Here is a 20,468-nt window from a genome sequence, read left to right as displayed (position 1 = left end):
CTTAATACTTTAATCTATATTCTTTGTTCTATATTCTATACTCTTTTCTCTTTATTCTTACTTCGTAATCGATGAATTCGTTTTAGATTCTTCCTGTTTAATGGCATTTAATTCCCTTTTCGCTTCTTCTACCACATCTGGATAATCTGTAAAATTATTGATTACATTATCCAAAATATAGGTTGCCTGATAACTGTCTTTTAATCCATAGAAGTTTTTCGCCATTAAAACCAAACTCTTCGCTCCGTAATATTTATAACCTGAATAATTTTTGGCTAATTTTTGAACTGCGATATTTGAAGTATCAAACTTACCTTCTTTGGTTTTAAAATAAGCATCATAATACAAGGCTTCTGCTGCTAATTCTCCTTTTGATGTTGTTGATAATTTAGCATAGGCATCTTTTGCCTTGTCTTCATCGCCTGTTTGCATTGCTGCACGTGCCACAATAATCTGCGCATCGCTTTTTACATTTGCATCGGCTTTTGGATTCTGCAATACTTTATCAGCATAAATTACCGAGTTGTTATAATCTTTTTTATCATAATAACATTTCATCAGGTTAGCCTGAGAAAAGGTTTTATTCTGAGGAAAATCGGCTTCACTTTCTAAACGGACTAAAACCGGAATCGATTTATCACAATCTTTAGTTTTTAGGAAAATCTGAGACAATCTTGTTAACGACTGTTCTGTAAACTCATTTCTTGGCTGATCAATCACATATTGGTAATTGGATACCGATTTTGTTTCTGAACCTTCAGCGTAAAGCAATTGTGCCAGATAAAAATTAGCTTCCAATGAATGCATTCCTGATGGAAATTTACTCACATAACCTGTAAAACCGGTAATCGCTTGTTTGCTGTTATTTTGGCTGTATTGCTTAAAAGCCCCTTCGTAAGTATCATTATCCAAATCAGCATCTGTAACAGCAACAAAATCTAAAGTACGTACCCAGGCTGCATATTCATCTACTTTTCCAGAATCTACATAAATCAATCTCGCAGTAGAAACAGCTTCCAAAGCTTCAGGTGATCTTGGGAATTCAGCAGCTACTTTTTTAAATTTCACTAATGCCTGCTCATCACGATCAGAGTTATAATAAATTAAACCCTGTCTCAAAATTGATTTTGAAGTAAACGATCCTTTTTTATATTCTGAGATTAACTGTTCATAAGTCTTAATCGCCTGATCATTCTTTTTCTCCGTTACATAAGTGTTGGCCAACTCGTATAAAACATCGTCACGATATTCTGATTTTTTATACATCAAAAGAAAATTGTTCAGCTCATCAATTTTCTTATCATTTTTAGACATAAACCCGTACGAAATTGCTTTTTGTAGCTGGGCATAATCAGCATCGACTCCTTTTGCATTGATTGCTTTACCATAGGCTTCCATCGCCTGGGTATATTTTGAAGTTACAAATCGGCAATCTCCTAAACGCAAATACGAATCATTCAAACGAACTTTATCTTCTTTTGCAGTATCAATTTGTGCCTGAAAAGAGTTTGCTGCCTGATCGTATTCTTTCAGTTTAAAATAAGTATAACCAATATTATAGTTGATATTTTTATATTCTTCAGTAGTTTTCGCCCCAGACAAACCTGCAAATTGTTTGTAGCTTAACAATGCATTCTGAAAGTCATCGGTACCATATTCTGACTCTGCTTTCCAGAAAGTGGCACGGGCTGTAAATTCCGGATTTTTTTGTTCCCTGATAGCTCCATTAAACATTTTTAATGCTTCTGAGTAATTGGATTCTGTATACAATTCTAATCCTCTGTAAAAAAGTACTTTTTGGTAGGCCGGTTTATTTTCAGCGGTTTTGTTTTTCTCTAACAAAACCAAAGCTTCTTTGTAATTTTTAGAAGAAATATAAGAATCAACCAATAGTTTTTCTACTTCTGCCCTGCTTGAATTGTTTGGATATTTTTTCAGGAAATCAAGTAAAATACCCGGAACGGTTTGGTAGGCATTTCCAATTTCATAACTCAGCTTAGCATAATTTAAAGCAGCATCTTCCTGAATCTGAACATTAAAATTCATCTCTGAAGCATTTTTAAAGGCATTTAAAGCTTCCTGTTTTTTACCTGTGTTTAAATAACTCAAACCCAAATGATAATAAGCATTTTGCGCTACGAAATCTTTTCCTTCAATTATTTTATTGAATTGTGATATGGCTTTCTCGTATTCTTTTCGCTCATAATAGGCATATCCTAACTGATAGAAATCGGTATTATTCCATTTTCCTTTTTTACCTGCGTATTGTTCCAAAAACGGAATGGCTTTGTCATATTGTTTTAAATTGAAATAACTTTCTCCTATAATTTTATTGAGTTCTGATTTCTCAAGAGCATTTGATTTTGGCATGGCTGTCTGTCCCAAATCGATTGCCTTTTGAAAATTTCCTAACTTAAAATTCATATCAGCCTGATAGTACGAAAGCTTTTCTTTGTATTTTTCTTCGCCGGAAACTTCATCAAAATACTTGGTTGCTTCTTTATAATCATCCCCTTCATAAGCCATGAATCCGAGATAATACTTGGCTTGAGAACCAAATTCAGGAGAGTTTACCACTTTATTAAAATAGGCTGTGGCTTCTTTTTTCTTTTTTGCATTAAAATAACTATACCCTTTTTGGAAATTGAATTTGTCTAAATCAGATTTGCTCATGTAGCTTTCATCTACTTTGTCAAACCATTGCAGTGCTTTTGGATAATTGCCCTGTTCAAAGAAAAAATGTGCTACTTCCTTGTAAGCCTGATTTTGTTTGGTGCTTGTGGGATAATCGTTAACAAATTTTTCCATCAATGCATCAGCGTTTGGCTGATTGGTCCTAATGGCACAATTGGCAATATAATAGGCACAATCAGATTGTACTTCTTCAGTAGTGGCCTGATTTCTTACATTTTCGAACATCCGTTGTGCAGATGTATATTGCTTATCGTTATACAAAGCCAGTGCCTTGTCAAAATCCTTTAAATCGTAAGTATATATAGCTGATTTTTGTGCCAAAACCGTGGTCGATATAAGGAAAACTTGTAATAGAAAGAACCAGAAAAGTTTACGCATTTTAATTTTATTTAGTATTCAAATGTATCATTTTATACCGTCTATAACGAAACGTTTCCTGCATTTATTATGAACAAATATTTTAACAGTTGTAATTTACAGCTTATAAAACCTCAAAATAGTGGTTTTCAAACTTTATTAAAAGAAAGAAATTTCAAATGGTTTGGGATATGTATAGTATTGAAGTTTTAATTTCTTACAAAGACAAAATATGATAGTCACCGGAGACTGCATTAAGGATGGAAGCGGTATCCTTTTTCCGGATTTTTTAGCCGGAAAAAGATAAAGCGGACAGCCTGACCCGCTTTTTCTGCGGGTAATGCCCAAATATAATAAGCGAACTTCCGCTACATTTTCTAAGAAATGATTGAAATTTATTTTGAATCCAACCGTTAACTTATTACTTTTACAATAAAATCAATATCATTATGTCACAAACCGTACTATCTCTTAAAGATGTCACTATATATCAGGAAGGAAGAAAAATTTTATCTCATATTAATTTAGATGTTCAACATGGGGAATTTATCTATATCATTGGAAAAACAGGATCCGGTAAAAGTAGTTTCATGAAAACATTGTATGGTGATTTACCTTTAACTGAAGGTGAAGGCCATATTGTTGAGTTTGATCTTGCAGCATTAAAAGAAAGTCAAATTCCGTTTTTAAGACGTAAAATTGGGATTGTCTTTCAGGATTTCAAATTACTCCCGGATCGTTCGATTAAAGACAATATGCTTTTTGTATTAAAAGCTACAGGCTGGGTTGAAAAAGATGCTATGCAGCACAAAATTGATGAAGTTCTGGATAAAGTGGGCATGAAGGAATTAATGAATAAAATGCCACATCAGCTTTCAGGTGGTGAACAGCAACGTGTTGCGATTGCAAGAGCTTTACTAAACGACCCTGAATTTATCCTTGCCGATGAACCAACCGGAAATCTTGATCCGCAAACAAGCTCTGAAGTGTTAGAGGTGCTGAAAAAAATTAATGCCAACGGAAAAACAGTAATCATGGCCACTCATGATTATGCTTTGTTGATGAAATTTCCTTCTAAGACATTGAAGTGCGAAGATGAGAGAATTTTTGAGGTGGTGCAGAGATCTGTGTAAAAACTTATTGTTTTTCGAAAACCAAAATATCCTGAAAATCAAACAAATCATTATTGACTCTGTTTACCCAGCTTCCGTATATTTTATTTTCCAATTTTAAATAACTTACTTGAGCCATCTCCTCTAAATAGGTTTCTTTAAAAGCAATATTAGCAGAAGGCACTTTTTCATTCATTAACCTATAATTTTCTCTTTGATAAGCAAAACTATAAGTTCCATTATTATTTGAAATTTTATTCTCAATCTGGTCATCATATAGAAAAAAAGTAGAAAGACATTTGCCCTTTGGTTTTAAAACTCTCTGAATTTCATTTAAATAATTTTGTACTTCTAAAGGCTGCATGTGCGTAAAAACCGAAAACAAAAATATGGTATCAAAAGAATTATCTTCATATGGAAATACAAAACTCTCCGCTTTTTGATCTGTAAAGTGGTACAAATCATTATTTAAAGGAATATACTGAAAGTTAAAATTAGGAAAGTCTTTAGTGATATGTTTTTTACACCACACAATTCCCTTTTCCACTACATCAAATCCTTCGTATTTCCCTTCTGTAGACAAATATTGTGTCAAAGAAACTGCTGCTCTTCCAATCCCACTACCAATATCCAGTACAGCATGATTTTCATGTAGGCCTCCATACTTTTTTAAAAGTTCAAGATGATGTTTCCCTTGCGCTATAAAATCACCAGAGCCAATAAATATATCTCCTTTGTTAGGGACATATTTAATTTTACGTTTAAAAATAGTATCATAAATATCAATTGGATAATAATATAATTTTCTAACAAGAAGTCTTGATTTTGGTGAAAGGGAATAATAAACGGACCTTAAATTCATTTTTTTTTAGAAATTTTAACTGAAATTTATAATAATTGGAATCTATTTTAATAAAAAACATTTCCTTTACAAATATATTTAAAAAAAGGTTAATTAATGCTTTCGATACTGATTCCTACCTATAATTATAATGTTTATCCGCTTGTTTTAGAATTACATAAACAAGCCGATAACCTGAAAATTAAGTATGAAATATTGGTTCAAGATGATAATAGTCGGAAATTTATCAATGAAAACACCCAAATAAATTTATTAGCAAATTGTACTTTGTCTATTAATGCAAAAAATTTGGGAAGAGGAAAAAACATAAATTTATTATGTATTAAATCGAAATATGATTATGTTTTGATTATGGAAGCCGATTCATTTCCTGAAAATAAATCCTATTTGAAAAACTACATTAATTTATTATCAAAATCGACTACAGTAATTTTTGGAGGTGTAAAATATCCTGATGTTATTCCTCCAAAAGAAAAATTACTACGATGGAAATATGGTGTAAAAAGAGAAACCAAATCTTTACAATACAGACTTATAAACAATTATGATTTTGTATTCACATGGAATTTACTTTTAAAAAAAGACATTCTTTTAAAATACACTTTTCCGGAATTCATACGTGAATATGGTTATGAAGATGCTTTTTTTATCAAAAAATTACACTTAAATTCTGTTGTAGTCGCTCATATTGAAAATCCTTTAATTCATTATAATAATGAAGACAGTATTGAATTTATTAAAAAAACTGAAAAAGCCGTCAAGACTTTATATGATTTAATCAGCTTTCAAAAAATCGATTATAAAGATATTAGGCTGAGTAAAATCTATATAATTTTAAAAAAACTTCATCTAATTGGATTCGTAAAAGCAATTTATACCAAAACAAAGCAACAATTACTTAATAACTTAACATCTAAAAATCCTAACTTATATGTATTGGATTTTTACAAACTGGGATATTTTTGTAATCTAAAAAAATAATCTGCCATGGCATTTTTCTCAGTTATTATTCCGTTATACAATAAAGCCGACCATATTGAAAACACATTAAAAAGTGTTCTTAATCAAACTTTCACTGATTATGAAGTGATTGTTGTCAATGACGGATCTACTGATAAAAGTGAGGCTGTAATCCTTGAATTTAATGACAAAAGAATTCAGCTTTATAATCAAAAAAATCAGGGAGTATCTGTGGCAAGAAATCTTGGAATTGAAAAATCTACAGGAAAACTTATTGCTTTTCTGGATGCTGATGATTATTGGTTTCCAAATCATTTAGAAGAATTGTCTAATTTACATCATGCTTTTCCAAATTGTGGGGTGTATTGTTCCCGGTATAAAATTAAAACAACTAAAAATCACTTTCAAACTCCCCATTTTTATGGAATAGAAAACTCTTATTGCGGAATTGTGGAAGATTACTTTTTCTCAAACAGACCATTTAGAATTACATGGACTTCGTCTTTGGCTATGCCAAAGGAAATTTTAGACAAAATGGGAGCATTTACTCCTGGTGTAACAAATGGTCAGGATTTAGAGCTGTGGACTAAAACTGGAATTGAATATCCGGTTGCTATTACAAATACAGTTACGGCTATTTACAATTATGATATTCCAAACAGTCTTGCTAAGGACAATATAGGTACGATGAACTTAATGGACTTTGGGCAATTTAAAACTACTGAACAAAAAAATCCTTCCCTCAAAAAATTTCTGGATTTGTACCGAATCGAATATGGTTTTCGCTATTATATATTTGGATATACAGATAAAACAAACTTTTATCTAAAAGATGTTGACAAGCAAAACATTAGTTTAAAGATTCGATTTTTATTAAATCTGCCTGCTTTTTCTTTGCTTTTTTTCCTTAAATTCAAAAATGCTCTAAAAAAAATTGGGATTAATTTTTCTATTTATGATTAGAATAGTTTATAAATTTTTCAAAATCCCTGATATAATCATCCTCAATATAAACCTCAGAAGCTACCACCAAACACACTGCCCCTGAAGAAAAATTCTTTAATTCTCTCCAAATACCTGTTGGTATTAACAATCCAACATTAGGTTTGTTTAATGCCACAACCCTTTCTGAAATGCCATCATTCAAAACAACATCAAAGCTTCCGTTTAAAGCCACTAAAAACTCCTGCAAATCTTTATGCGAATGTCCACCACGTTCTGCTCCAATAGGAATATCATACACATAATAAACCCTTTTAATTTCAAAAGGTATAGTATCGTTTTCTATTACTGATAGATTTCCTCTTCGATCTTCTATTTTTGGAATAGTAATAATTTGTATGTTCATTTATCTTTTAAATTTATCGTATGGTTTTAAATTTTATATGTCCCTGATTGGCACTTTTTAAGACTGCTTTGAGATTACTAAATCTTAGCTTCTTCTGCTTTAAATCAAAAAATAATTTGACTATTATCCAAAAAACATAATTACTTTTAAAAGTTCTGGTGAATAATGCTCCTTGAATATAGTATCTTTCTGATATACTTTTTTTATATGAAGATGTGAACTCTTCGTGTTTCACAATTACCTCGGGTTCAAAGACAAGTTGTTTTTTTTTCTTTTTCAAATCCAATAAAAAAACAGCTTCTTCTCCCATCTCAAAAGTTTCTCCTAACCCAAAGTTTTCGTCAAACTTAACTTTAGTCGTATCAAGAACTGTTTTATTCAATGTCATCTCTATTGAACTGGTATTAAAAATATCAAAAGCATTTAAATCCTCCTTAGTATATAAAGAATATTTTTTTATTAAATTCCCATCTGAATTTATAGCACAAAAATTGATTGCTGCTGCCTCTGGAAATTTATTGTATGTATTGATTATTTTGGCAGTAAATCCTTCTTGATAAACAATATCATCATCGGCAATTACAAGAATTTTTCCAACAGCATTTTCAAGAGCTAAATTCCGACTCCTTGATAAGCCTTTTTTACATGAATTTATAACCCTGACATTTGAATAGCCTGAGGTTAATTTCTTTTCGTTTTGGGTTTGATTAATAATTAAGATTAAAAAATGAGAAAAATGGGAAAACGGAAATATCGGCATTAAAAAATCTAATGAATCTCTGTTCATTGTAGAAATTAAAATTTCAATATCGCTAATAGTATAAATGTCTTTCAATTGGCTGCTCTTCTTAAACAAATGTAAAAATACTAAACTAAAGATCGCTTTTTTTAGCTTATTTTAATTAAATTATTAAAAACCCAAACTTCTTTCTTTATATTTAGTACAATATTCTTATTTTTGGTTATACTAAAAGTAATTCCTTGTTTGTTTTTCAACATACCAAATTTTTATGCAAAATCTGCCACTAGTTAGTATTATTTGTTTGTGTTATAATCATGAAAAATACGTTATACAAACATTAAATTCAGTATTAAATCAAACTTATAAAAACATTGAATTGATTATTGCCGATGATTATAGTAGTGATTATTCAGAAAAAACAATTCAACGTTGGCTTAAAAATCATCCTGATATTACTTTTATTTCAAATGAAGCTAATCTAGGAAACACTAAAACTTTTAACAAGGCATTAAAGCACGCAAAAGGCAATTATATAATTGATTTGGCAGCCGATGATGTTTTACTAGCCGATTGTGTTGAAAAACAAATAATTACTTTTTTAAAGTCGAGTATGAAAAATTTAGGAATTGTCTATGGCAATGCCGAATTAACTACCGAGAACAACACTCATCTACGTTATTATTATGAAGTCGATTCCGAAAAAAAAGTATTAAAAAAACCAGCTTCTGGGGACATTTATTTAGCAATGTTAAGTCAAAGCAGTATGATTTGTTCCGTTTCTTCTATGGTAAAACGAGAAGTTTTGGAACACTTGAATGGTTATGATGAAAATCTCGCTTATGAAGATTTAGACCTTTGGATCAGAACATCCAGAAACTATAACTTTGAATTTATTGACTCTGTTTTAGTTCAAAAAAGAGAGTTGGACAACTCATTAGGCAATCAGTTTTATAAAAAATTCAATTCACGAACTAAAAAAATAAACCATTCATCTTATCTGGTTATTAAGAAAGCTATTGAACTAAATAAAACCAAAAAAGAAAACAAAGCGCTCTTAAAACGTCTTCATTATGAGATGATAAAAGCTTATAAAACCTTCGATGTTTTGTTATTTATGAAATACATTCCTTTAGAGCTAAAATTAAGATTTTCTTGAATTTAAAAAAAACATTAATTGATTGAACTATCAGAAATTTTTACTACGATATCAAAAAAATTACGCAAATGTATATCTCTGCCTTTATATTATTATATGTCGATTTGTTTTAAAACGAAAACCTCACAAAGTCGCTGACTTTTATAATAAATAGAGATTCCGAATTATATACCCCCCTCCTTCATCTCAACTCTTTTTTATAAAAATAAAACTCATTTATCTTAATCACTACTATTAAGGACACTTAGTAAAATATTGGGAGACTTTCAACAAATTTATCACTTACAAGAAATAAAAAAATTATGCAAAGTCAGAGACATTTGCGTAATTTTTTTATTAGGAACATTTCAGGGAGCGGGATAACAAATAAAATAAGAATTATTCTTAATAAAAATAACTCAAAACACAGAAATAAAGTTTTATTAAAAATAAAAGCAATAATTAGTTTAAATATATTTTTAGGCTTGATTTAATAAGAAAGTGATTAAATAAAACACCATCTCATGAAAGAAGTAAAAGACATAAAGAATATGTTCATCACTCAATAGCAATGTAAACTTTTGTTTGTGGTTATTATAGATTATAACTGCAATTAGACTCCATATTTTTAAGCAAACTTTTATCGTTACTCAAAAAAGAAAATAAGACCCTAAACAAATTAACGAATGATTTTAATTCAGAATCATATTGGGAATATTTAAGATTATTCCATTTTATGGCCAGCTTTGCACCAAAATTGATTTTAAAAGAGCTTTTCAGAAGCTTCCAAAGTGTTAGAAAACCCCAACAAAACCACCATGGTCTGCCCCAATAATAACAATAGCTTTCGGTGAAAAAAGTCTCATTTAACAGCAAAAAATCTAAACAATCAATGACTTTTCCAAAGCATATCTTTCCCTTTCCCAATCCCTTGAAATATTTTCTCTTATTAACTTTGCTGGAATACCACCAATTAAAATATTAGTACCTATTTTAGAATAATCCGAATTACATAAACTATTAGATGCTATGGTACAATAATCAGGTGTTTTTGTTTTTGACATTATAGAAACTCTATTTCCAAAATAATTATAACTACCCAGATTAATTGGCATTGTTAATGGAAATTTTTGTCCTGTAAGCGTATCTATCATCTGATGGAAATTAGTATCCATTATTTGAGATTCTGAACCAATACGACAATATTCTCCTAAGACTATTTTTTCAATGCAGATTAATTTTCCATTAGATCCCAAAGAAGACATATTTCCAAGTTCACAATAGCCATTCTCTTTTATAAAAACAAAATAATCTTTTCCAAACTGCATATGACCTTTAAAAACTATTTTACCTTCAATAGAAATTTCGGCTGTTCCCTCATGCAGCGTTTTCATTTCATAAGGTTGACCAAAACCAATCATTCCTCTTTTTATGACTCCTTCAATTCTAACTTCACCTTTAATTGAAGTGAATTTTACTTTGCCATAAAAAAAAATCGGAAGTTTTTTCGCTATTGAAAAAGGAAATTTTTTCAAATTAAAGTATAACGTTTTAGTCCAATTTACTTTGTAATAAAATTTAACTTTATGACAAAGTGTTCGCAATTTTCTATATTTATCTCTCGCAAAATCAATCATTTTTTTTCTTCTTAACTATTGAATTATATAAAAATTTAAATCCTATTTTTTTATTCATATGATAGAAGACAAATCCTAAAGAAAAAATTATCATTACCAACATCAAGCTATGTCTTAAGAATAAATTTGATATGTATCTTATTAAAAAAGTAGCAAAGCACATCATTATACAAATCGTGTAAGCACGATAAAATGCAACATCGAAATAAAAATTATATCGCTTCTTTGTTATTATTTTTAAAACCATCAAATGTATTAAATAGTAAATCAAAAAACTAAAACCTAATCCTTCTAAACCATAAAAATAATAACCCACAATATTTAAAATCACTGACAAAAAATTAAAACCAAAAGCTGTTTTTATAAACATATTGGAATCTCCTTTTGCTATCAACATATATCCCATTGACCAGGAAACTGCTCGAAATAACATCGCCAATATTCCAAAACATACCATCGGGATAATCGAAATAAATTTTGAAGTATATAAAATTTTAATGATAAATGGAACAAATGCTAAAAATAGAATTATTATTGGAGTAATTATAAAAATAGACATATAGGATTGTTCTATTACACTTTCCCTAATTTTCTTGTTATCATTGCAGACAGAGGATAATTTCGGAAAATAGTCAGTACTCATTACAGTGAAAACAATTCCGACATAAGAATTCAATAGTGTAAAACCTGCATTATAAAAACCAACTTCTATTAATCCTCCATTTTTCCCAATATAAATCTGAATGATATAAGAAGCTAACAATGTAAGTAATCCACTTAATGTGAGCATTACTCCGAGTTTGATTATACTTTTTGCTTCAACGAAAAATTGAGAATTAGTGACATCGCATTTTCTAATTTTATTACTCCTGGAATAATAAAAAGACACTAGTAGAGAAGAAACAAAAGCTACTGTAATCGAGGGTACGATGGCATCTATCCTATAAAAATAATACAAGGGAATAGAAACCAACAATCCTATCAAATTTCCATAAAAATTAGCTCTCGCTAATATTTTCAGCTGTCGCAATCCCTGAAAAACGGCCATTTGGCCAACAGATAACTGCTTAAAAAACAAGGTTACCGACAAATAAATAAAAAGATAGGTGTAATTAGAATTTCCAAAAGTAAGCTCGCTCAACCAACTTGAAAATATCACAACCATTAACATTCCAAAAACACCAGTTACAAATGCTATTTTTTTTACAACTGTAATTATTGAAGAAACATTATTTAAATCATCCCCCTTATACTGTTCTGAAATATGCTTTATGGCACTCGTTTCAATTCCTAAACCCGTAATTCCACTAATCATATTAAGTGTCGAGTTCAGTAATGAAATAATTCCCATTCCTTCTGGACCAATAAATAATGCAATCAGTTTTGTCCTGACAATTGAAACAAGAATATTAAAAAATTGCACTCCACCAAAAATGGATGTAGCTCTTACAATTCGAAGGTATGAAGATTTGCTATCGGTCACTATTTCAATAATTATTTAAAACCTCGACTATAAATTTTACCTCATCAATTGATATCACAGGACTAATCGGTAAACTCAAAACCTCATCATGAATTTTTTCCGTAATTGGTAATGACAAAGTATGCCATTTTGAAAATGCTTTTTGTTTATGCGGCGGAATAGGATAATGAACCATTGTCTGAATTCCTTTATCTAATAAATATTGCTGCAGATGATCTCTGTTTTTGGTTCTAATAACAAACAGATGAAAAACATGATTTTCCGAAAAATCCCAAAATGGCAACGTAATCTTATCATTTTTTATTTCTGCTAAATAGCGTCTGGCAATTACTCTTCTCTTGTTATTTTCAGTATCTAAATTGGGTAATTTCACATTCAAAAAAGCCGCTTGTAATTCATCCAATCTAGAGTTTACTCCAATGTATTCATTCTGGTATTTCTCTTGGGAACCATAATTCCTAAGCGATTGAATAATTTTTGCTAATTCATCGTCATTAGTAGTAACTGCTCCACCATCTCCCAAAGCTCCTAAATTCTTACCGGGGTAAAAGCTAAAAGCGGCAGCATTGGACAAGTTTCCAGATTTTTTATTTTCTACTAAAATTGCTCCATGAGCCTGTGCTGCATCTTCGATTACTAATAAGTTATATTGATTTGCAATTGTATTAATTGCATCCATTTCGGCTAGCTGACCATACAGATGAACTGCCAAAACAGCCTTGGTTTTAGATGTGACTTTTTCCGTAATTAAATTCGGATCAATATTATACGTTTCTAACCTTGGTTCAACTAAAACCGGAACTAAATCTGCCTGCAAAATAGCCAGAATACTGGCGATATAAGTATTTGCAGGAACAATCACTTCATCCCCTTTTTGAAGTTTTCCTAACTGGATATAGCCTTTAAAAATCAAAACCAAAGCATCAAAACCATTCCCAACCCCTATACAATATTTGGATTGGCAGTAAGCAGCGAAAGCCTTTTCAAATGTTTCTACTTCTTTCCCTAAAATATACCATCCGTTATCCAAAACCGATTTGAGTTTTTCCTGAAAAAGAGTCTCATACGGTTCGTTTATTTTTTTTAAATCCAGAAATTTTATCATCAAATATTAATTTTATAAAAATCCTGATTATACACAGAGCAGCCTAATTCTTCCTTTTGCTTTAAAAGTCCGGCATTATATCCTTTTTCATTATTATCACCAACAATCCCCATGTCAAAAAAATATTTGTCTTCACTCTTGTATTTTTCTATTAATTTAATGAATAAAAAATCAAGTGCCCTTAGTTCTTCTCCTTTTTTAGTGGTAGCACCATATTGTGATTTAACAATCTTCTCCGTTTTAAAAATAGTTATTCCTGCGATGATTATATTGTCATAATAAATCGAAAATTGTTTTATATTTTCAGGAAAAACATGTTTTAATATGGTTATCTCTTCTTTTGTATGAACAGGTCTGGCGTTGTGCTTTTCTAATAATCTTGGCTCTAAAACTGTTTCCCAGAAAGGGTGAAAATTTTGTTCTTCAACAAGCTCTAAATCAAAATTTTCAATTCTTCTGAAATGTTTTAATTTGCTTTTTGAAATATGCAACGGAGAAACTAAATTAACTGCCAAATTCATTTCTTTTCGTTCCAAAACTGCTCCTCTTTTTATTAAAAAAAAGTCAACTTCATTATTACCTCCAAAAAGATAAAAATTAGGAACTGGTCTGTAATAAAAGATCACAATTGAATTTTCTTTTAAGAAAAATAAAATATCATCTAAAATTAATTCAACTTTTTCTGCATTTATCCCTGAACGATAAACCAATCCCCCATAAGTCAGTCCCTGATGCGAATACACCCTATTTTCAACAATATTGGCCGGTAAAACGGCAACCAGTTTTTCTCCATCGAAAACCATTAAGGAATAATCTTCAAAACGGTCTTTATGATATTCCATAAAATCACGATGAAACAGAAACGTAGCATTTTTGGCCTCACTTATAAAGTCATTCCAAATTGCGTAATTGTTTCGGGTATATTTTTTTACGGTATATTTATTCAATTTTTTATTTATTTATGATCAAATGCCGGTAAATACCATTTGAATTTCACCGCCATTAAGCGCACCGAAATTATAACAATTGAAGTGGTTAAATACAAAATGTCGTCATTTAATTCTAAACTTCTTAAAGCAAAAAAAACCAAACCTCCAAAAATGCAAATCGTAGCATAGATTTCCCTTCTAAAAATGGTTGGAATTTCAGTACATAAAATATCCCGGATGACTCCGCCAAAACAAGCTGTCATGGTGCCTAATGCAATGCATATTACAGGATGCAGTCCAATCATTATTCCTTTTTCAAGACCTATTAAAGTAAAAACACCTAACCCGATTGTATCGAACAAGAATAATGAGGTACGAAGTTTATCGAATTTTTTTCTAAACAGGATTGCTAATCCAAAACCTAAAATAATCACATAAACATACTGCAGGTCTCTCATCCAGCCAACCGGGGTTCGTCCAATCAAAACATCACGAAGGGTTCCGCCTCCAACTGCCGTAACAAAAGCAATTATAAAAACACCAAATGGATCCAGTTTTTTATGCATAGCTGTTAAAGCGCCTGACATAGCAAATGCCATTGTACCGATAATATCTAAAAGATGGAACAACATTCTGAATTTATTATTATTTCGTTCTTATTTTTACTTCTGGATTAATTTTTTGAATTGCTTCAATAAATTTAATTTTCTCTTTTGGAGAAATCATAACAGTATCAAATTTATTATACAGAATCTCAAGCCGGTCTAAGGAAAGTGCCGGAGAACTCATTATATTATTGGTTTCCGAAATCTTTTTTATGGTTTCAACAGCAATCGAAATATTGATAAGAAAACCACATTTTATAATCAGTTTTTCTCCTTCAATTATATAGAAAGTTGTCATAAACATGTGAACAATGAAAATGATGACCAAAGACATAAAGAACAAAACTCCCCAAACTCCATCGAAGGCCATTTTTATTGCTATTCCACCAAATATGACGCCTAAAAAAAGCACCAGCCAGATATCTATTTTCGATTTAAATCTTTCCATTTTCAAAGTTCAAGAGTTTCCAAACCTACATATTCTGTGTATAAAAATTATAATCTTTTAAAATAATTCTAATAAAATCCCTGTTATTTCCTGATTGGTTCCTGATTCCGGTAACGTTTTCTATTTTAGTAACTAATTTACTAATGATTTCATAATCATTACTGGTATCTGCTTTTAGAAAAGTTTCCTTAATAATTCTCATGTCATTATCTGACAATTTAATTACCAAAGGATATGCAGGCACATAAGCATTCCCTATTACTTCAAGAATCGTATGGCTAATGTTTATATTGTTTTTTAAACTTATAACAGATGTCCCGGCAACCATATCTCCCAATCTTTGCCCTTTTTTGCTTGACGCTATTGTGATCATTCCTATGATTCCGTAAAATATTGAAATATCAATTAATCGAAAAAACCAACGCATCAGATAATCACCAAACCCCGCCTGATAGCCATCAATTTTAACCACTTTTATTTTGTTGAGTTTTTTACCGATGGTTTGTCCTTCAAAAATGCTTTCCAATGTTATGGAATAGATTATAATCGGAAAATAAAAGATTAAAACGATCGAAATTGCAGACCATGGATCAATATTACCAAACAAATTATTAATTCCCATCCAATAGAAAAAAATACCGTAAACTACTATTCCATAAGCAATTTTGATAATCAAATCGATAAAATAAGAGCCTATCCGCTCCCCAACAGAAGCCGCTTTAAAATTTATTTTAACATTTTGCGTCGTATTAATTGATAATTCTGACATATTTTATATTTTAGCCTACAATGAGAGAAATTGCGTTTATAAAACAAAATAAAGAAAAATGGCTGGAATTTGAACTAGCTATTTTTGGTAAAGCTAAAAAAAATCCTGATGAATTGGCTAATTTGTACATTCAAATGATGAATGATTTGTCGTACGCGCAAACCTATTATCCAAAAAGCAAGACGGTAGTTTATCTTAATTATCTGGCCTCACAGATTTATCAAAAGATTTACAAAACCAAAAGAACCGAGAAAAATAAATTTATGGAGTTCTTTAAAACCGAAGTTCCATTGTTAGTTTACGAATACAGGAGATACCTAATGTATGGTTTTGTCTTATTTTTTATAACGGTGGGCATTGGTGTTGTTTCTGCCATATACGACCAAAATTTTGTCCGATTAATTTTAGGGGATGGATATGTAAACATGACTCTGGAAAACATCAAAAAAGGAGATCCAATGGCAGTTTACGGTTCAGGAAGCAATTGGGGAAGTTTTATTGGTATTACCATGAATAACCTTTATGTTGGTGCAAGATGCTATATATGGGGGCTTTTTGGCGGTATCGGTACATTTTACGTTTTCCTGCAAAACTGCATTATGTTAGGCTCCTTTCAATATTTTTTTTACGAACAGGGCGTTTTCTGGAAAAGTGTCCGCGGTATCTGGATTCATGGTGCCATGGAAGTTTTTGCTATTGTAATTGAAGCCGTTGCAGGATTTATTTTAGGTGCATCTATCCTTTTTCCAAAAACGTATTCAAGAGCCAATTCTTTTAAAATAGGTTTTAAAAATAGTTTCAAAATATTCCTCAGTACGTTTCCCTTTACTATTTCAGCAGGATTTCTGGAAGGTTTCATAACCCGTTATTCTATCGATATGCCTAATTGGCTTAGTATTTTTATCATTTTATTTACACTGGGCATAATCTCATTTTATTATTTGGTTTACCCATTTATTGTTCACAAAAAAACAGTAACTATATCCGCCAAATTGAATTAATCGAATCAACAATGAATAAAATTGTACTTGTTTTATCTTTTCTGTTTTACTGCAGCATTTCACATGCTCAGGATTCATTGGCTACCGAAGAAACACCTAAAGTGGCATCAATATCCTATACCGGGAACGATATTCAAATCGATTCGGATGCTATTGAAGCCAAAACGTTCTCAAAAAATTTCCAAAAAAAATATACTGGTCCTGATTTTGTATATAAACAAAAAACGCCTGAAAAAAATGCCTGGGATCGTTTTAAAGAATGGCTGGCCAATATTTTCAGAAATCTTTTCAGTTTTACCAGCGATGAAACTGCAATGAATTTTGTGGGCATTTTATTGAAAGTTTTAGCTATTCTTATCATTGTTTTTGTGATTTATTTGATTGCAAAAGCCTTGATTAATAAAGAAGGGCAATGGATTTTTGGAAAAAATTCAAACAAAAAAACTGTCTATTATTCTGATATCGAAAAAAACATCCATCTTTTGGATTTTGAAAAACTAATCAAAGAAAGTATCCAGTCGGGAGAAAAAAGAATTGCCATTCGCTACTACTACCTTTGGTTATTGAAAGTAATGGCACAAAACCATTATATAAAATGGGATATCGAAAAAACCAATTCTGATTATTTATACGAACTTCAAAGTCCTGTTCATAAAGAAGAGTTTACTTATTTATCCTACCTGTACAACTACATCTGGTATGGCGAATTTGAAATTGACGATAGCACATTCAAAAAAACCGAAAACCGATTCAAAAATTCTATAAAAACTTTTAGCAATGAATAAATCCATCAAAATTTACATCGCTATTCTGGTTTTAATTTTTGTACTGGTTTTAATAGCAAGCCCCAACCAGCAAAAGCCTATTGATTGGCGTCCTACTTATTCTGCCAACGACAAAATTCCGTACGGATTATATGTTTTTGACAAGGAAATCAATAGTATTTTAAAAAAGACAAAAGTTGAAAAAATTGCAACAGTTACCCCATATGAGTTTCTGGAACCTCAGTACAACAGCGATTCTTTAGTTCTTAATTATAATATAAAAGGAACTTTCATTAATATTTCAGAAATTAATAATATTGATGATCAGTCTATTAAGGAGATTTTTTATTTTGTCTCACACGGAAATAATGCTTTTTTAAGCATGAAAAAATTTCCTAAATATTTGGCTGATAGTTTAAAAATCGAATTAAAAACTGATTTTCAATACGCTGACAGTACGTTAACCTGGATGGCAAATGATAAAGTAAGTACCAAAAAATATTTTTTAAAAGAATCTCTGGAAACATATTTTTCTAAAATTGATACATTAACTAGTAGTGTTCTCGGTTATCAGGGCAACAATAAAAAGAAAAAACATATCAATTTCATAAAAGTGCCTTATATAAATGGCTATTTTTATTTACATACCCAGCCAGTTGCTTTTACGAACTTTAATTTACTCAAAAAGAACAATTATCAATATACAGAAAATGTTCTCTCTTATATCCCGAAAGGTGACGTTTTTTGGTATACAAAAAATCAAAACAACGAATCAATTTCCAATTCTCCATTCCGATATATCATGAGCCAGCCTGCTTTAGAATGGGCTTCTTATTTATTTTTAATCGGAATGTTTATTTTTATTGTTTTTAATGCCAAACGAAAACAAAGAATAGTTCCGATACTAAAACCTTTGCCTAATTTAACTCTGGATTTTACAAAAACCATCGGAAATTTATATTATCAGGAAGGGGATCACGATAATATTATTGACAAAAAAATCATTTATTTTCTGGAAAGAATCCGAAATGAGTATTTAATTGATACAACAAAACTAAATGATGACTTTATCAAAAAACTGCATCATAAATCAGGAAAAGAAGAAAGCGATATTAGAGAACTCGTGTTACTAATCAACGAGCATCGAAAAAGCTATCACGGAAGTCTCGAAGAGGATCTGATCAGAATTAATAATGCGATCGAGAAAATTTTACATTAATATTTTTAACGAAATTCATAAAAAGAAAACATACCAAACATGGACGATATCAATACAACAGAAACTGAAATCACAAACGAAAATGTGAATTTTGAAACCAGACTAAATCTGGCACCACTTTTAGACCACGTTAATACGATCAAAAAAGAAATTGAAACGGTAATTGTAGGCCAGCATAAAATGATTGATCAATTATTGGTTGCCATTTTATCAAACGGGCACGTGTTGCTTGAAGGTGTTCCGGGAGTTGCCAAAACCATTACGGCAAAATTGTTATCAAAAACACTAAATATTGGCTTTAGCCGAATCCAGTTCACTCCGGATCTGATGCCATCTGATATTTTGGGAACCTCGATTTTTAATCTCAAAAATTCAGAATTCGAATTTAAAAAAGGACCAATTTTCTCTAATTTAATTTTAATTGATGAGATCAACCGTGCACCTGCCAAAACGCAAGCGGCACTTTTTGAAGTAATGGAAGAGCGCCAGATTACAATTGATGGTTCTGCTTATCAGCTTGAAACTCCTTTTTTGGTCATTGCAACGCAAAACCCAATTGAACAAGAAGGAACGTATCGTTTACCGGAAGCGCAATTAGACCGTTTCTTATTCAAAATCACTATTGATTACCCAAAACTTGACGAAGAAATCCTGATTATTCAAAGAGAGCATTTATTACAGGATCATGGCAAATTAGAAGCCATTAAAACAATACTCTCTGCCGAAGAAATAAAAGGATATCAGGCTTTGGTAAAACAAATAAGGGTTGAACAAAACTTATTAGAATACATTGCCAGAATTGTAGTAAACACTCGTGAAAATGCCTTTTTATATTTAGGAGCGTCACCTCGTGCATCAATTGCGATCCTAAATGCTTCCAAAGGTTTTGCAGCCATTCGCGGACGTGATTTTGTAACTCCGGAAGATATTAAAGAAGCAGCAATCCCAGTCTTGCAACACCGTGTTATTGTGACTCCTGAACGTGAAATGGAAGGAATTACAAGCTCTGAAATTATTAAACAGATTATTGAAACGGTAGAGATTCCGAGATAGTCATCAGTTTGCAGTCTCAGTTTGCAGTCTCAGTTTGCAGTCTCACGTTTGCAGTCTCAGTTTGCAGTCTCAGTTTCGAAACTGTGATTGAAAACTGAGACTGAAAACTAAAATTGTCACCCTGAACGGAGTCGAAGGGCTTTTGATTTTGAAGGGGCTTCGACAGCGTTCAGCCTGACAGCAACGAATAAAACATGAAATGTTAAACCAGAAACTTTAAAATCTTGAAATTCATAAAAAGTCTA

The 20,468-nt window shown here is 31.0% G+C and carries 19 protein-coding genes; 8 read left to right on the top strand and 11 right to left on the bottom strand.

The window, feature by feature from the left end; all coding sequences use genetic code 11:
• Nucleotides 1–57 precede the first annotated feature (57 nt).
• Nucleotides 58–3,072, bottom strand: a complete 3,015-nt coding sequence (locus J2W48_RS09850; RefSeq protein WP_310280773.1) for a tetratricopeptide repeat protein — start codon at nucleotides 3,070–3,072, stop codon at nucleotides 58–60.
• Nucleotides 3,073–3,500: 428 nt separating this feature from the next.
• Between J2W48_RS09850 and J2W48_RS09845 the strand changes: the two genes are divergently transcribed.
• A complete protein-coding gene (locus J2W48_RS09845; RefSeq protein ID WP_310280771.1) occupies nucleotides 3,501–4,184 on the top strand; it encodes a cell division ATP-binding protein FtsE in 684 nt (227 codons plus the stop codon).
• Between the two features lie 4 nt (nucleotides 4,185–4,188).
• On the opposite strand, the gene J2W48_RS09840 is transcribed toward J2W48_RS09845, so the two are convergent.
• Complete coding sequence (locus J2W48_RS09840; RefSeq protein WP_310280769.1) at nucleotides 4,189–5,025, bottom strand: class I SAM-dependent methyltransferase; 837 nt, start codon at nucleotides 5,023–5,025, stop codon at nucleotides 4,189–4,191.
• Nucleotides 5,026–5,121: 96 nt separating this feature from the next.
• Between J2W48_RS09840 and J2W48_RS09835 the strand changes: the two genes are divergently transcribed.
• Both J2W48_RS09835 and J2W48_RS09830 read left to right on the top strand, forming a co-directional pair.
• On the top strand, nucleotides 5,122–6,006 hold the full coding sequence (locus tag J2W48_RS09835) for a glycosyltransferase (protein WP_310280767.1): 885 nt from the start codon (nucleotides 5,122–5,124) through the stop codon (nucleotides 6,004–6,006).
• A gap of 6 nt (nucleotides 6,007–6,012) precedes the next feature.
• Nucleotides 6,013–6,948, top strand: a complete 936-nt coding sequence (locus tag J2W48_RS09830; RefSeq protein ID WP_310280766.1) for a glycosyltransferase family 2 protein — start codon at nucleotides 6,013–6,015, stop codon at nucleotides 6,946–6,948.
• On the opposite strand, the gene J2W48_RS09825 is transcribed toward J2W48_RS09830, so the two are convergent.
• A complete protein-coding gene (locus J2W48_RS09825) occupies nucleotides 6,935–7,333 on the bottom strand; it encodes a sugar 3,4-ketoisomerase (protein ID WP_310280764.1) in 399 nt (132 codons plus the stop codon). The two genes, J2W48_RS09830 and J2W48_RS09825, sit on opposite strands and share 14 nt — an antisense overlap.
• A 13-nt stretch (nucleotides 7,334–7,346) precedes the next feature.
• Nucleotides 7,347–8,168, bottom strand: coding sequence for a glycosyltransferase (locus J2W48_RS09820; RefSeq protein ID WP_310280762.1), 822 nt, complete (start codon nucleotides 8,166–8,168; stop codon nucleotides 7,347–7,349).
• A gap of 175 nt (nucleotides 8,169–8,343) precedes the next feature.
• Between J2W48_RS09820 and J2W48_RS09815 the strand changes: the two genes are divergently transcribed.
• Nucleotides 8,344–9,231: a glycosyltransferase family 2 protein gene (locus J2W48_RS09815; protein WP_310280761.1), complete on the top strand. Its 888-nt coding sequence runs from the start codon at nucleotides 8,344–8,346 to the stop codon at nucleotides 9,229–9,231.
• 860 nt (nucleotides 9,232–10,091) lie between these two features.
• Here J2W48_RS09815 and J2W48_RS09810 read toward each other — a convergent pair.
• The 7 genes from J2W48_RS09810 to J2W48_RS09780 all read right to left on the bottom strand — a co-directional run bounded on the left by J2W48_RS09810 (nucleotide 10,092) and on the right by J2W48_RS09780 (nucleotide 16,186).
• Nucleotides 10,092–10,745, bottom strand: coding sequence for an acyltransferase (locus J2W48_RS09810; RefSeq protein ID WP_310280759.1), 654 nt, complete (start codon nucleotides 10,743–10,745; stop codon nucleotides 10,092–10,094).
• A 94-nt stretch (nucleotides 10,746–10,839) separates the two neighbouring features.
• Nucleotides 10,840–12,330: an O-antigen translocase gene (locus tag J2W48_RS09805; protein WP_310280757.1), complete on the bottom strand. Its 1,491-nt coding sequence runs from the start codon at nucleotides 12,328–12,330 to the stop codon at nucleotides 10,840–10,842.
• A 4-nt stretch (nucleotides 12,331–12,334) separates the two neighbouring features.
• Nucleotides 12,335–13,435: a DegT/DnrJ/EryC1/StrS family aminotransferase gene (locus J2W48_RS09800; RefSeq protein WP_310280755.1), complete on the bottom strand. Its 1,101-nt coding sequence runs from the start codon at nucleotides 13,433–13,435 to the stop codon at nucleotides 12,335–12,337.
• Nucleotides 13,435–14,382 (bottom strand): FemAB family protein, encoded by a 948-nt coding sequence (locus J2W48_RS09795; RefSeq protein ID WP_310280753.1) that lies wholly within the window; start codon nucleotides 14,380–14,382, stop codon nucleotides 13,435–13,437. Before J2W48_RS09795 ends, J2W48_RS09800 begins: the two co-directional genes overlap by 1 nt.
• An 8-nt stretch (nucleotides 14,383–14,390) precedes the next feature.
• Entirely contained in the window at nucleotides 14,391–14,993 is a 603-nt protein-coding gene (locus tag J2W48_RS09790; protein WP_310280853.1) for a trimeric intracellular cation channel family protein, read from the bottom strand.
• Between the two features lie 16 nt (nucleotides 14,994–15,009).
• Complete coding sequence (locus tag J2W48_RS09785; protein WP_310280750.1) at nucleotides 15,010–15,417, bottom strand: PH domain-containing protein; 408 nt, start codon at nucleotides 15,415–15,417, stop codon at nucleotides 15,010–15,012.
• Nucleotides 15,418–15,442: 25 nt separating this feature from the next.
• Nucleotides 15,443–16,186 (bottom strand): RDD family protein, encoded by a 744-nt coding sequence (locus J2W48_RS09780; protein ID WP_310280747.1) that lies wholly within the window; start codon nucleotides 16,184–16,186, stop codon nucleotides 15,443–15,445.
• 20 nt (nucleotides 16,187–16,206) lie between these two features.
• Here J2W48_RS09780 and J2W48_RS09775 point away from each other — a divergent pair, with 20 nt between their 5' ends.
• From J2W48_RS09775 to J2W48_RS09760, 4 genes are read left to right on the top strand one after another with little or no spacing between them, the layout of a single operon-like run.
• Nucleotides 16,207–17,187: a stage II sporulation protein M gene (locus J2W48_RS09775; RefSeq protein ID WP_310280745.1), complete on the top strand. Its 981-nt coding sequence runs from the start codon at nucleotides 16,207–16,209 to the stop codon at nucleotides 17,185–17,187.
• 11 nt (nucleotides 17,188–17,198) lie between these two features.
• A complete protein-coding gene (locus J2W48_RS09770; protein ID WP_310280743.1) occupies nucleotides 17,199–17,972 on the top strand; it encodes a DUF4129 domain-containing protein in 774 nt (257 codons plus the stop codon).
• Nucleotides 17,965–19,170 carry a DUF4350 domain-containing protein gene (locus tag J2W48_RS09765; RefSeq protein WP_310280740.1) on the top strand — a complete coding sequence of 402 codons (1,206 nt, stop codon included), beginning with the start codon at nucleotides 17,965–17,967 and terminating at the stop codon, nucleotides 19,168–19,170. Before J2W48_RS09770 ends, J2W48_RS09765 begins: the two co-directional genes overlap by 8 nt.
• 39 nt (nucleotides 19,171–19,209) lie before the next feature.
• Complete coding sequence (locus tag J2W48_RS09760; RefSeq protein ID WP_310280738.1) at nucleotides 19,210–20,223, top strand: AAA family ATPase; 1,014 nt, start codon at nucleotides 19,210–19,212, stop codon at nucleotides 20,221–20,223.
• Nucleotides 20,224–20,468 lie beyond the last annotated feature (245 nt).

It is taken from the genome of Flavobacterium piscis (assembly GCF_031457575.1).
In the GTDB taxonomy this organism is placed as follows: Bacteria; Bacteroidota; Bacteroidia; order Flavobacteriales; family Flavobacteriaceae; genus Flavobacterium; species Flavobacterium piscis_A.
Note: the sequence above shows the minus strand (reverse complement) of the source record. Positions and strands in the feature narration are given on the sequence as shown.